The following is a 14757-nucleotide window of genomic DNA, read 5'->3' as shown; positions in this document are numbered from 1 at the left end:
ATAAGGTCAGAATTAGTCAAAAATTATAGACATAAGCATAGCGTTAATTAGAGTAGATCAAGTTTAATCAATTTTATTTTTTCGCCCTATGGTCAAGGTTAGTCAAAATCAATATTCTATTATCTGTATGGAGGATTGATATTTATGTTATGTTCAAAATGCCAAGCGAAAAATGCTAATATTCATCTTCACTTAAATGTAAATGGTCAAAAACAAATATTAGCTTTTTGCAGTGAGTGTTATAGTAAAGAAAAAAATAAATTTGGATCTACTGTTTCTAATCCAAGTTTAAATTCAGGAATTAATGGTTTCGAAGATCTGTTTATGAGTTTTCCTCAAGGACAAAATTCATTTGATCAAGCAACAAAAAATAGATCAACTAAAGCTAGACATAATGGTTTTCTTGACCAATTTGGTCGTAATTTAAATAATGGGGCAAAAGCAGGACTCATCGACCCTGTAATTGGCCGTGATGATGAAATAAAAAGAACAATTGAAATTTTAAATAGAAGAAATAAAAATAATCCCGTTTTAATTGGGGAACCTGGTGTTGGGAAAACCGCTATAGCAGAAGGCCTCGCCTTAAAAATTGTTCAACAAGATGTTCCTTCCAAATTAAAGAATAAAGAGGTTTATTTACTTGATGTCGCCTCTCTAGTAGCGAATACAGGAGTTCGAGGACAATTTGAAGAGCGTATGAAACAGCTTATTTCCGAATTGCAAGAACGGAAAAATGTTCTATTATTTATTGATGAGATTCATTTACTTGTTGGAGCAGGTTCAGCAGAAGGATCGATGGATGCTGGCAATATATTAAAACCCGCACTTGCCCGCGGTGAACTCCAAGTTATTGGGGCAACAACACTGAAAGAATATAGGCAAATTGAAAAAGATGCAGCGCTAGAAAGACGTTTTCAACCTGTTCAAGTCAATGAACCTTCCATAGAAAAATCTATAGAAATCTTATATGGATTAAAGGAAAAATATGAGAGTTTTCACCAAGTTCACTATAGCGAAGATGCGTTAAAAGCATGTGTTGAGCTATCCGCTCGCTATATCCAAGATCGTTATCTTCCAGATAAAGCAATTGATCTCATGGATGAAGCAGGTTCAAAATTAAATTTGACCTTAAAAAACACTGATAAAGACGACGTGCATAAAAGGATTATGGACCTTCAAAAGGAAAAACAAGTAGCGCTTTCCGGAGAAGATTACGAACTTGCTGCAAAGCTTCGGGATGAGGAAGCAGATTTAGAAAAGGTATTAAATAACGAATCATCTAGTCCGAAACTTGTTGTAAGTGTTGATGATATCCAAGAAATAATCGAAACTAAAACAGGAATCCCTGTAGGAAAACTACAAGGTGATGAACAGTTTAAATTGAAAAATCTTGAAAAGAATTTATCAACAAAAGTGATCGGTCAAGATGACGCTGTACAAAAAATAGCAAAAGCAATTCGTCGTAGCCGAGCTGGCTTAAAAGCGAAGAATCGACCAATTGGTTCCTTCCTCTTCGTAGGACCAACAGGTGTTGGTAAAACAGAAATAACGAAAACACTTGCTGAAGAATTATTCGGAACGAAGGATGCCTTTATTCGTTTAGACATGAGTGAGTATATGGAGAAACATAGTGTATCAAAATTAATCGGCTCTCCTCCAGGTTATATAGGCCATGATGAAGCAGGCCAATTAACTGAAAGGGTGCGTCGAAACCCATACAGTATTATTCTGTTAGACGAAATTGAGAAAGCCCATCCTGATGTTCAGCATATGTTTTTACAAATTTTAGAAGATAGCCGCTTAACTGACAGTCAAGGAAGAACGGTTAGCTTCAAAGATACTGTCATCATTATGACAAGTAATGCGGGAGTGACCACAAAAGCTATTCATGTCGGCTTCGGTAATAGCGATGCCATTAAAGAAACAAGTATTTTGGATTCTCTCGGATCATTCTTTAAGCCAGAATTCTTAAATCGTTTCGACAGCATTATCGAATTTAATAAACTAGATAAAAAACATTTACTGGAAATTGTTGAACTACTTTTGAACGAATTACAACAAACTATTTCTGAACAAGGGATGAAGCTTGAAATTTCTAACGAAGTGAAAGAGAAAATAGTAGAATTGGGCTATCATCCTGAATTCGGTGCTCGTCCCCTTCGTAGGGTAATCCAAGAACAGCTTGAAAATAAAATTGCTGACTATATACTTGATTATCCAGAAAAGAAAATATTAAAAGCTCATTTAAATAATAATGTCATCACAATTGTTTCAGAAACTTAATATTAAAAAAGAGATTGTCGCAAATGACAATCTCTTTTAGTATTCCATTCTCTTTTACAGTAACGTTTCAGCCCCATCAATATAGATTTCTGATCCAGTAATATGGCTGGATGCATCTGAAGCTAAGAAGTGAATTAAATTGGCTACTTGCTCAGGCTGTCCAGGTGCATTTTCAAGAGGATGACTGCCTTCTGGATATTCTACCGGAATTTTTACTTTTGCGAGCTTTTCCTGCTCAGGATGCGTATTCTCGCCAATATTTGTTTCAATGGCTCCAGGACAGATTATATTAACTCTAATCTTATAGGATGAAAGTTCAAGTGCTGCCATTTTTCCAAAAGCCATTTGACCAGCCTTCGAGCTACTATAGGCAGACATGCCAAATCCTGAAAACTTCCTATTACCATTGATGGAACTTGTAATTATAATACTTCCTCCAGCTTGTTTTAAGTGTGGAATTGAATATTTGACAGTTAAAAAAGTACTTTTCAAATTGGTTGAAATCGTATGATCCCATTCTTCAGGTGGAAAATCTTCAATAGGAGTGACAACACCATTGATTCCCGCATTCGCAAAAACGATATCAAGTCGACCAAATTCCTTCACAACTTGATCAATTCCTTTATTTACTCTAGCTGGATCAGATAAATCTACATCTTCGATTATCGCTTTGCCACCTTGTTCTTCGATTTCCTTTTTTACCTTCTCCGCCTTTTCTTCTTTTAAGTCTAAAAGTCCGATTATAGCACCAGCTTTCGCTAATTGAATAGCTGCTGCTGCACCAATCCCCGAAGCAGCCCCCGTCACGATTGCGACTTTATTTTCCAAAGACATATTATTTACCATGAAACCCCTCCTTTTGGAAAGTTTACCCCAAATGGGATTTTCTACTCCTAAAAGAAGAGGTCTCAAATATGTTCTCTATTTTTTTGTTGTTTATGAACTGACACCTGCAATTAAGAGCTGTTAGACCCCCATTGTTTGAATTTTCTTTAATAAGTCAAATTGATTGAGTTAGAAATAATCACAATTAGACCTTGATGAGAAGCAGGATGTAATGATGTGGATTCTGTATTTGCTTTTGTTTCAGTTTGACTATTATATTTGTGTGAGCATATCAACATAAAATAGACATATGTATAAGGGTGCTTAGCTCTTTATATTATTATGGAATTCTAAATGGATTCCTTTTTAGCTTCTAGTCTCCCTAGTCAAAATTTGTCTATTTTGCAAATTGTAGTAGTCTTTGTTGTCTTACGAAACTATTTGCAACATTCTTTCTAGGAATGATAATGGATTTAGAACTTTTTGTTGCTTGAAACGTTTGATAGTATTCATTCAACAAAGAATCAAGTTCTTGACTGCAAATAATTGTTTTTTCTGCATTTAATCCATACATCTCCCCAAATAAGTACATTTCTTTACGCTTTTCTTGAATTTTTGCTAAAAAATTATTCTGATCATTGACGCTAAAACACATATCCTGTTCTCCTCCAATTAGTTTCCTAAAAACTCAACTATGCCATTATCTCAACAAAGATTTTAATTGTAAATAGATTCGCAAAAGTAGACATTTTTTTTACAAGTTGTCATCATTTCTTAACAATTGACGAACATATTACTTATAAAACTCCTTCAATTTTTAACAATATTTCTTTCTTTTCAATCTGATTGCCAGCATAACCCGTTAACTGTCGATTCTTCCCGATTACACGATGACAAGGAATAATAATTGGGATTCGATTAACTCTATTTGCTTGTCCTACCGCCCTCACTGCCTTTTCATTATGTATGGCTTTGGCAATATCCGCATAGCTTCTTGTTTCTCCATATGGTATATTGTTTAATTCCTCCCAGACCGCATTCTGAAACGGAGTTCCTTCGACTAAGAGTGGCAATTGGAACTTCTTTCGTTTCTTATGAAAATATTCATTGAGCTGATTAGCAGCCTCCATCAATAATGGATCATCACTTGCTTCTATAACTCCCCATTTTTCATTATCATTCTGGAACTCATCGTATTGTAGAAACAAACCGGTAATGGCAGCTTTATTTCCGATTATGACAAGATCGCCTATCAAACTATCTGTTACTTTAAAGTACTTTTGCATTTGGCCTCTTCCTTTACATATATTTCGCAGTAATAATTTTTTGTCACTCAAACTTTATAAAACGGTAATATTATCAGCAGGTGAAAAGGGGTAATATATCAGCAACAACTATAAAGTTGGTGATATAGATGAAAAAAAGAGATTATTATTTTGATAACGCAAAGTTTATTTTGATTTTTCTAGTTGTATTTGGGCACCTTATTCAATCCTATGTAGAAACTAATACAATAATTGAAAACGTCTATAAACTCATTTATTCTTTTCATATGCCTGCATTTATCCTCGTTTCTGGATATTTTGCCAAAGGGATCTATCAAAATGGATACGTTGGAAAGCTAATGAAAAAGTTAATCTTACCATACCTTATTTTCCAAATAATCTACACTATTTTCTATTACTTCTTATTGGATAAAAACACTTTGCAATTCGATTTTCTTAATCCACAATGGTCTCTGTGGTTTTTACTGAGTTTATTCTACTGGAACCTAATGTTGCTGGCATTTACTAAGTTAAAACCATCCTACGCTATAGCAATCGCTGTAACAACTGGCCTAGTAATCGGGTATGTAGATTGGATTTCCAATTACCTAAGTCTGTCAAGAACCTTTGTATTTTTTCCTTTTTTTCTAGTTGGATTTTATTTAAAAAGGGAGCATTTTCAACGCGTTGCTTCTCATAAATCAAAATTATTTGCCATGACGATCGTAATCGTAATTGGACTAATCTTCGTTCTCTATCCTGGATTAGATGAAAAGTGGCTTTTAGGATCTAAACCTTATAGTGATCTGGAGACCGTTACAGCTATCGGCATATTAAAAAGGATGGGAGTTTACTTTATTAATTTTATCATGGTAGGATGCTTCTTTGCATTTGTACCTAATAGAAAACTATTTTTTACAAAATGGGGCAGAAACACACTTTACGTTTACTTATTACATGGATTTGTTATACGAACGTTTAGAGGTAGTGATTTTGAGGGGCTCATCGACCATTCGCAAACAGTCATCATCCTTCTCATAATCGCATTAGGACTCACATCCATTTTATCAAGCAAATTTGTCACAGTTGCAGCACAGCCTTTTATTGAACTGAAGTGGTCAAGATGGAAACAATTTTTAGGAGATATGAAGGATAATTTGACTAGCGCGAAAAGAGCATAAACATGACTTTAACATTCCCCAACTTAAATTCTCGGATTCTTCTCTAATTCCTGAAGTGTGGGTCTTACAATCAGTTAAAGCGGGATAAAATTCCAATTTGAATGTAAAAAAACCGGCATTTAAAGCCGGTTTTTTACTATTTTCTATAGTAATTCTTTCCGTAAATCCTCAGCTGATTTCGGCGAAAGTAAGCCCATTGGTACATCAAATACTGTTTTTGCTCCAGTTTGATCAAGTTGATTCATTTTAAAAGCCGCTCGAGCGTATGCAACCAATACACTTGCCGTATACTCAGGATTGCTTTCAAGTTTCAAAGAAAATTCCATTATATGTGAATTTGAATCACCTGTTTTTCCACTTCTGATTACAAAACCACCGTGAGGCATTTTAGAGTGATTAGCCTGAAACTCTTCTTCGCTAATAAAATTAACTTTTGTATGATAGTCAGCAAAGTAGTGAGGCATTGTAACAATCGCTTCTTCAATCTTTTTAAGCTCTGCTCCCTCTTCGGGAACTACATAACACTCACGTAGATGCTTTTCGTTTGTTGCTAGCGTTGGGTTTTCCCCATTCCTAACACGATTAACGGCATTTTCAATAGGGATTGTATATTGGACTCCAGCTTTAACACCATCCACTCTCCGAACTGCATCAGAGTGTCCTTGGCTCAAACCTTTCCCCCAGAATGTATACGTTTCTCCTTCAGGAAGTATCGCTTCCCCAAGCAAGCGATTCATCGAAAATACACCGGGATCCCAACCAACCGAAATAATACTTGTTTTTCCTGACCTTTTTGCTACCTCATCCATTTTAGCAAAATACTCGGGAATTTTAGCATGTGTATCAAAGCTATCAATCGTATTAAACATAGCGGCCAATTCTGGACCTTGTTCAGGTAAATCTGTTGCAGACCCACCACATAAAATAAGTACATCAATTTGATCTTTATATTCTTCTACATTCGTAATTGATAAAACTTTTACATTTGGGTCTAGAACTTTAACGCTAGCAGGATCTCTTCTAGAAAATACACCTACGAGCTCCATATCTGCATTTAACTTGATAGCGGCTTCTACACCTCTACCTAAATTCCCATAACCCGCAATACCAATTCTAATTTTGTTTGCCATGATTATTACCTCCAATGTACTAATATTTTACCCTATGATGACTCTTTCCTTCGGGTAATGGAAATCTGGCTCCTTTTCATTGTTAGCCATGATGAACAAAAAGGATAGTATTCCAATTCTACCAATAAACATTAATAAAATAAGCAAGGATTTTCCAAAAATCGTTAAATCCGGAGTGATTCCCATCGAGGCTCCACATGTTCCAAATGCCGATGCTACTTCAAAAATAATAGCGATAAGACTTGCATCTTCGGTCAGCGACAATAGAAAGATTGATGTACCTGTTAAAATAACTGCTAACATAAGTACAACTAAAGATTTTAGCACGTCTTGTGGGTGAATTTCACGCTGGAATATCTTAATAGCTGATCGACCACGAGCAAAATGGAATAAGAAAAGAAGATTTAAAGCAAATGTCGTTGTCCTAATACCTCCACCAACTGAACTAGGAGATGCCCCGATAAACATTAATGCCGACATAAAAAGGATCGTTGAAACGGATAGCTGGTTTACGTCCATAGTTAACAATCCAGCACTTCTCATAGAGGTCGACTGAAATAAAGCATAAAATAAAGATTCATGCCATGATTTCCCTGAAAATGATTGACCAGCTTCAATAACTAATATGACAATTGCACCTACTACTAATAAAAGAACATACGTTAAAGTTGTTATTTTTGTAAATAAACTAAAACGAAAACGAATATTTTCATCTTTATGTAGTAAAAATTTCTTTACCTCGATCCACACAGGAAATCCTATCGCACCTAAAATAATCAGTATCATTGTGACAAATTGGACAAAATAATCTTTAGCAAACGGTAGCAAAGATTGGCCAGTAATATCAAAACCAGCGTTTGTAGTTGCACTAATCGAAGCAAACAACCCTTGTAAGTAGGCCTCTTGCCATGTCGAATAATACGTTAAATAGTATGTACCAAGTACAATTGCTCCTATTAACTCAATGAACAATATTATATAGACAATTTCCTTCAACAGGGCTACTAATCCTGATAGATTAAGTTGATTTTGATCTGTTCTAATCAATTGTCTATGCTTTAGTCCAACTCTTTTTCCTAACATAAGCCAGAAAAAAGTACTGATCGTCATAATACCAATTCCACCTATTTGCAGAACGATCATGAGTAAAAAGATACCAGATGTTGTAAAAGTATCAGCAATTTTAATCGTTGTCAATCCAGTTACACTAACAGCACTTGCTGCAGTAAAGATCGCATCCATAAAAGACCACTCAGCATCCGGTTTTCGGGCAAATGGTAAACTTAGTAGTACTGCTGAAATGGCTACTGTGAAGAAATAATAAGTCACAAGGATACGAAAAGGTGTCAACCTTGTTACGGTTAATTTTTTAATTCGCTTCATTTTAATGTATCCCCCAAATTGAAGTCCATTCTTTTATATTAATGAAAAACATCTTCATTGGAAAGAAAAAAATATCCATAACCTTTTAATCCGATAATACCTAGCTGAAAGCTTGATTATTGATGAATTTTCACGATATTACTCTTCTTACAAATTTCATCCAATCAACTCTCATTTTACCATTCATGAATGATCAATTATTAAACCATACTACGAATACGAAATAAATTTAATGAAGAGGAGTTATTTAAATGCCTAGACAAAGTAATAAACTACTTGTTCCCGGAATCGAACAATATTTAGATCAAGTCAAATACGAAATTGCCCAAGAGTTTGGGGTAACCTTAGGAGCTGACACTGTTTCGAGAGGCAATGGTTCAGTTGGAGGAGAAATTACAAAAAGGTTAGTTAAACAAGCACAAGCCCAATTGAATGGAAATCAGCAATAGGAAAAATTAACACAATTCTAAATTCTAATACATTCGGTATTAGACGAGTGGTGAGATTAGACAAACCTCTATAGTATAATCGCATGTGAACCCCAGAGATTCACATGCGATTTTTTATTTTTTTAAATGCAACCTTTTCTTTTTACTATTCATTCTGCGTGTTTCCGGATCAAATAGACTATAGACTATAGGGATGATAAACAGAGTTAACAAAGTGCTACTAATTAACCCTCCTATTACTGTCACACCCATTGGTTGATTGATTTCCGTTCCCTCCCCTATTCCAAGAGCAATCGGGACAAGTCCGAGAATAGTTGTTAACGACGTCATAAGAATCGGGCGAACACGATCTTTTACAGATTCCACCAAAGCTTCATAACTTGATAAACCTGCATCCTTCCGTTGATTAACATAATCTACAAGAACTATGGCATTATTCACAACTATTCCAGCTAGTATAACTAGTCCGATAAATGCTGGAATACTGATCGGAAGTCTAGTTATAACTAATGCTATCGCAACGCCAATGACCATTAAAGGCACTGTAAACATAATAACAAATGGATATTTAAACGATTCAAATTGAGCAGCCATTACAATATATATTAAAAGAATAGCTAAAATAAAAGCCATAATCATATCATTCATGGAATCTTCAAGTAGTTCTGTCTCCCCACTATACGTAAGTTCCGTTTGATCAGAGAGCTTTAAATCAGCAATTTTTTTATCTACTTGCTTAGAAATTGCTCCTAGATTAGTTTCCGAGTCATACTTTAACTTAAATTGGACAGCATCCCGTTGATTAAGTCTTTGAATAGAAACAGGTCCCTTACCCGTTGTAATATCCGCAACATCACTTAATTTAACGTAAGAACCATCTGATTTTCTAATTAACAATGATTTTAACTTCTCGAGATTTCTGCTTACATCTTCATCGAATCCTACAAAAACTCCGTATACTTCCGAATTTTCGCCCAGAATCTGTGAAGCCTGCACGCCTTTTGTTATATTGTTAACAACCGTAGCAATTTGCACAGGAGCCAATCCTACGTCAAAAGCTTTTTCTCGATTCACGCTAATTTGTACTTCTTCCACTGTTTTAGCTGTGTTTGTAGATAATTCTGTAACAGCAGCAATATCTTTGAGTGCTAGATAAATCAATTCTACATTTTGTTCCAAACGCTCTTTATTAGTATCACTAACATTAAATGTTAGGGTTTGTGGCGCCATTCCTGAAGCTGCTTGAACATCAAATTTCACTTTGGCTTGATCATTTATTTTGTTAACCTGTTCGATAATGGTTGGTTTAAGTTGATCAACAATTTTAAATAAGGACTCTCTCCTAACTTCCTTTGAATTAAGTCGCACATATATTTCAGCGGCATTCACCTTGCCCTTGCCTTGGAATGCTTCCTCCTGGGTTGAACCGACTAAACTAACATACACATCTACATCTTTATTCTTTTTAAGCTGCTTTTCGATTACATTTACTACTTTATCGGTTTCTGTTAAAGCAGCTCCATTTTCTAACTGGACGCCAATACTAAAAAAACCTTCGTCTGTCGGTGGCAAAAACTGTGTTCCAACAGAACCAAACCCAAACAGGCCAGCAACAAATAACACTACGGCCGTTGTTAAAATAAGGAGACGATGGCGTAATGACCAACGAATTGAGCGATCCAACATATTCATTGACTTCGATCGACGTCTTTTTGCTTCAAAATTGTTTTTGGATGCTTTCAGCCACTTACTTGCAAGCATTGGAATAACGGTTAAAGCGACAAATAGTGAGGCGAATAAACTGAAGGAAATCGTAAAAGCAAATTCTTTAAATAATTGTCCAAGTAAACCACTTATAAAAACTACTGGAAGAAATACTGCAACAGTTGTAAACGTCGATGCTGTAATAGCTCCCGCCACTTCTTTTGCTCCATCACGAGCCGCTTGTTCAGGGGCTTTTCCCATTGAAAGATGACGATAAATATTTTCAATCACTACAATGGCGTTATCAACAAGCATTCCAATTCCTAGAGCAAGTGCCCCTAGCGTCATTATATTCATTGCAAAATCCGCAAAATACATGAGAACAAATGTAACAATGACCGAATACGGGATTGCTACTCCTATAATGATCGGGCTTTTGAAACTCCGTAAAAACAAAAACAGCACTAGCATCGCAAGGGCTCCTCCAATTAATAACGATGAAGCGATATTTCCGATTGCAATCCGAATATAATCCCCCTGATCAAATAGTACGGCCGATTCGACTCCTTTATATTGTTCTTTTCTTAAAAGCTTGTCCAATGCATTTTGAAAGTTTTTTGAAACATCAGCTGTGTTCGCATTGGATTCCTGAAGAACGCTTAATAACACTGAAGGCTGCTCATTAGTCCGTGTTATACTTTTCGATGGCTGTTCCTGCAATCTCACTTCTGCAACGTCTTTAATGCGAATCTTTTTTCCATTAATTGGGTTAGCTGTTATTGGCAGATTAGCAATATCCTCAGTTGTGTGAAGCATGCTGATTACTCTAGTCGTAAGTTCCTTCCCTTCCATTAAAATTGTTTCACCTGGCATAGAAATATTATTAGCTTGAATAACTTGAATAAGATCAGATTGAGCAAGATGATTATTCTTAAGTTTTTCTTCATCTATGATCACCCTAACCTCTTCAATCAATGTACCTGACACATTGACATTCGCTACTCCTTCCACTTTTTTCAGTTCGTTTGTTAAATCAGCAGCAAGAACCCTTAAGTTCTTTTCATCCCTATTCGTTTTCAAGGAAAGTTGAATGACTGGAAATTGTGAAGGATCAAATTTTAAAAATCTCGGTTTATTTGCATCCGATGTAATCGGCGTTTGATCTATCCTCTGTAAAACATCATTTTGAACGTCATCAATCGACGTTGTCCACGTAAATTCAAGCAAAATTAAACTAGATCCTTCTTGTGAGATAGACTGAACATTTTTGATCCCTGGTAAAGTAGCTAAGCTTGCTTCCAATGGCTTTGATATTTTTTCAACTACTTCTGCTGGACTTGCACTAGGGTACGAGGTTACAACTACTGCAATAGGGGCATTAATATCAGGAATTAATTTTAATGGAATTTTCAACAATGAAACGAAACCTAAAATTATGACTAGTAACATGGTGACTATAGTAAATACAGGTCTTTTAATAGAAAAATTACTGATGTTCACGAAATTGCTCCTTTCGGATAGAACAGTAGACATCTTTATTATTCCATTAACAGATGGATTATTATGTAACCATTGCCACTTTTTACAGATAAAATAAAAATCCCTTTTTGAATAAATGTTTTCAAAAAGGGATTTTGCCAAATTAACTTATATTAACTGCGATCTTACCTTGACTAAGCTATAAAATTTATTCGTCGATGGAAACCCCAACTAAATGTTGTTTCAATTCTCTATTCCATCGGATTGCTAAGAATAATATCCGGATTCTTATCTTGAAACCAGCGAAGAGCAAATTCATTTTCAAATAAAAATAAAGGGCGGTCAAAGCGATCTTTCGCAAGTAAGCTTCTTTGACTTGAAAGAGATTCATCAAATTTTTCATTTTCAATCCACCGGGCAATTTTGGATCCCATTGGTTCCATAATAACGTCTGAATTGTATTCATTTTTCATCCGATGTTCAAAAACTTCAAATTGTAATTGTCCAACTGCCCCAAGTATATAATCGTCGGTTCGATATGTTTTATATAACTGAATAGCGCCTTCCTGGACAAGTTGCTCGATTCCTTTATGATAACTTTTTTGCTTCATAACATTTTTCGGAGTGACTCTTACGAAAAGTTCAGGAGTAAATTGTGGCAGTTTCTCATAATGGATTGATTGCTTTCCTTCAAAGAGAGTATCCCCAATTTGGTATGTGCCCGTATCATACAAACCGATAATATCGCCACTTACAGCTTCATTAACGGTACTACGGTCATCGGCTAAAAACTGTGTCGATTGTGATAACTTGATTGGCTTTCCTGTTCTGGCAAGAGTTACATTCATCCCTCGTTCGAATTGTCCAGAACAAATTCTAACAAAAGCAATTCGATCCCGATGAGCCGGATTCATGTTTGCTTGAATTTTAAATATAAATCCTGAAAACTGAGTAGATAGAGGATCAATCTCACCTTCATTACTCATTCGCGGTTGCGGAGAAGGAGCAAATTCTAAGTATGTTTCAAGAAAGGTTTGTATTCCAAAATTTGTTAAAGCACTCCCAAAGAAAACAGGCGTAAGTGTACCATTCTTAATTTTTTCCTGAGAAAATTCATTACCAGCCTCATCAAGAAGCATAATTTCTTCCAATGTCTGTTCGTAATAACCGGATTGTTTAATGGGATGATCTCCAATTACTTCTCCTTCTTCATTTAAAGGCAAGTATCTATTATCGTCTTCAACTCGAAATTGTTCAATTCTATTGTTGTGTCGATCATAAATACCTTGAAATTCTTTCCCCATTCCGATCGGCCAATTCATTGGGTAAGATTCAATACCAAGGACCTCTTCTAGCTCCGCAAGCAACTCAAGAGGTGGACGACCTTGACGATCTAATTTATTTATAAATGTAAAAATAGGGATGCCACGCATTCTACAAACTTTAAATAGTTTAAGCGTTTGTTCCTCAATCCCTTTAGCAGAATCGATAATCATGACGGCACTATCAACAGCCATTAACGTTCGGTATGTGTCTTCACTAAAGTCTTGGTGTCCAGGAGTATCAAGAATATTAATGCGAAATCCGTGGTAATCAAATTGCATAACAGAGGAGGTAACAGAAATTCCCCGTTGTTTTTCAATTTCCATCCAATCGGAAGTTGCATATTTCCCTGTCTTTTTCCCCTTTACCGTACCAGCAGCTCGTATAGCTCCACCAAAATACAATAATTTTTCAGTCATCGTTGTTTTACCAGCATCAGGGTGAGAGATAATGGCAAACGTCTTTCTTGATTCAATTTCTTGTTTTAAAGTTTTTGACATGATAATGTTCCTTCCAAATACAGTCTTGTTTTATAATATTCCCTTCATAGAAATATTTCAATGAGAAAAAAGAAATCCTCAAGCCAAGTTGAGGATTTCACAGCTTAGTAAGTCGTAATCGTCGACATCACATAAGCTCGCAGTAATTTCTCTGTATTTATCAAAGAAGTCTCATGAGTTCTTTCAAAGGCATGGGAAGCTTCAATGCCTGGTCCAACCAATCCATGAACGATATCATAGCCAGATTTGATGGCTGCAGATGCATCTGATCCATAATAAGGATAAATATCAACTTTATAGTCAATATTATGATCTTTTGCTAATTGAACTAAATGCTTTCTCAAACCATAATGATAAGGTCCGCTTGAATCCTTAGCGCAAATCGAAACTGTATACTCGTCAGAAGATTGCCCTTCACCAAGCGCCCCCATATCAACCGCTAAATATTCAACCGTTTCCGGAGAAATACTCGCATTCCCTCCATAACCAATTTCCTCATTATTTGATATTAGGAAATGAGTAGTATAAGGAAGCTCCAATCCTTCATCCTTAATGGCTTTTATTAGCAGCATCAAAAGAGCTGTACTGGCTTTATCATCCAGATGACGGGATTTGATATAACCGCTATTCGTTATTTGAACACGTGGATCAAATGATACAAAATCACCGACATTGATTCCAAGTGCCTTCGTCTCTTCAGCGGAAGTCGTCCTTTCATCAATCCTGACTTCGATATTATCCTCATTTCGCTTGGCTTCCCCAGCATCTTTATAGACGTGTACGGAAGTTTGTTTCATTAAAATAGTACCAGTAAAAATCTCACCAGAATCCGTTTCAATTTCACAATATTCACCTTCAACTGAATTCCAGCGAAAACCACCAATCATGGAAAGCTTCAATCGACCATTCGGTTTAATCTCTTTAACCATCGCTCCTAAAGTATCTACATGAGCTGTAAGCATTCGATGCTGATTCGCGTTTTTCCCGGGTATCGTGACCAAAAGTCCCCCTTTTTTATTGCGCTGCATCTCAAATCCAAGACCACCTAGTTGTTTTTCACAAAAATCAATTACTCTTGCGGTATTCCCAGAAGGACTAGGAATGGACACTAATTCCTTAATTAACGTAAAGATTTCCTTACTATTTGTCATAATTCCATTTCCTTTCCAACAAACATCAACATTCTCTAAAAATATAATATCATAGCTAAGCTTTCCACACTAAAAAACAGGCTT

Annotated in this window: 11 protein-coding genes; 3 read left to right on the top strand and 8 right to left on the bottom strand. The window is 35.8% G+C overall.

Annotated elements, in window-relative coordinates:
- The first annotated feature begins 144 nt into the window (after positions 1-144).
- Positions 145-2283 carry an ATP-dependent Clp protease ATP-binding subunit gene (locus BN1243_RS01050; RefSeq protein WP_062104440.1) on the top strand — a complete coding sequence of 713 codons (2139 nt, stop codon included), beginning with the start codon at positions 145-147 and terminating at the stop codon, positions 2281-2283.
- 54 nt (positions 2284-2337) lie between these two features.
- Here the strand turns inward: BN1243_RS01050 and BN1243_RS01045 are convergent, their stop codons facing one another.
- From BN1243_RS01045 to BN1243_RS01035, 3 genes are all read right to left on the bottom strand, one after another.
- The gene (locus BN1243_RS01045) at positions 2338-3117 is read right to left on the bottom strand and encodes an SDR family oxidoreductase (RefSeq protein ID WP_062110263.1); all 780 of its coding nucleotides are present in this window, start codon (positions 3115-3117) and stop codon (positions 2338-2340) included.
- Between the two features lie 388 nt (positions 3118-3505).
- Entirely contained in the window at positions 3506-3763 is a 258-nt protein-coding gene (locus BN1243_RS01040; RefSeq protein WP_062104439.1) for an aspartyl-phosphate phosphatase Spo0E family protein, read from the bottom strand.
- 142 nt (positions 3764-3905) lie between these two features.
- A complete protein-coding gene (locus tag BN1243_RS01035; RefSeq protein ID WP_062104438.1) occupies positions 3906-4394 on the bottom strand; it encodes a methylated-DNA--[protein]-cysteine S-methyltransferase in 489 nt (162 codons plus the stop codon).
- A 128-nt stretch (positions 4395-4522) separates the two neighbouring features.
- Here BN1243_RS01035 and BN1243_RS01030 point away from each other — a divergent pair, with 128 nt between their 5' ends.
- Positions 4523-5554 (top strand): acyltransferase family protein, encoded by a 1032-nt coding sequence (locus tag BN1243_RS01030; protein WP_062104437.1) that lies wholly within the window; start codon positions 4523-4525, stop codon positions 5552-5554.
- 143 nt (positions 5555-5697) lie between these two features.
- Here BN1243_RS01030 and BN1243_RS01025 read toward each other — a convergent pair whose 3' ends face one another.
- Positions 5698-6684: a diaminopimelate dehydrogenase gene (locus tag BN1243_RS01025; RefSeq protein ID WP_062104436.1), complete on the bottom strand. Its 987-nt coding sequence runs from the start codon at positions 6682-6684 to the stop codon at positions 5698-5700.
- 27 nt (positions 6685-6711) lie between these two features.
- Positions 6712-8067, bottom strand: coding sequence for a TrkH family potassium uptake protein (locus BN1243_RS01020; protein ID WP_062104435.1), 1356 nt, complete (start codon positions 8065-8067; stop codon positions 6712-6714).
- Between the two features lie 251 nt (positions 8068-8318).
- Here BN1243_RS01020 and BN1243_RS01015 point away from each other — a divergent pair, with 251 nt between their 5' ends.
- Positions 8319-8516, top strand: coding sequence for an alpha/beta-type small acid-soluble spore protein (locus tag BN1243_RS01015; protein WP_062104434.1), 198 nt, complete (start codon positions 8319-8321; stop codon positions 8514-8516).
- A gap of 114 nt (positions 8517-8630) precedes the next feature.
- On the opposite strand, the gene BN1243_RS01010 is transcribed toward BN1243_RS01015, so the two are convergent.
- The 3 genes from BN1243_RS01010 to BN1243_RS01000 all read right to left on the bottom strand — a co-directional run bounded on the left by BN1243_RS01010 (position 8631) and on the right by BN1243_RS01000 (position 14673).
- Positions 8631-11720, bottom strand: coding sequence for an efflux RND transporter permease subunit (locus BN1243_RS01010; protein ID WP_062104433.1), 3090 nt, complete (start codon positions 11718-11720; stop codon positions 8631-8633).
- Between the two features lie 230 nt (positions 11721-11950).
- A complete protein-coding gene (locus BN1243_RS01005; RefSeq protein ID WP_062104432.1) occupies positions 11951-13522 on the bottom strand; it encodes a peptide chain release factor 3 in 1572 nt (523 codons plus the stop codon).
- A 104-nt stretch (positions 13523-13626) separates the two neighbouring features.
- Complete coding sequence (locus tag BN1243_RS01000; RefSeq protein WP_062104431.1) at positions 13627-14673, bottom strand: M42 family metallopeptidase; 1047 nt, start codon at positions 14671-14673, stop codon at positions 13627-13629.
- Positions 14674-14757 lie beyond the last annotated feature (84 nt).

The organism is Bacillus niameyensis, from assembly GCF_001375535.1.
Taxonomy (GTDB): Bacteria; Bacillota; Bacilli; order Bacillales; family Bacillaceae_C; genus Lederbergia; species Lederbergia niameyensis.
Note: the sequence above shows the minus strand (reverse complement) of the source record. Positions and strands in the feature narration are given on the sequence as shown.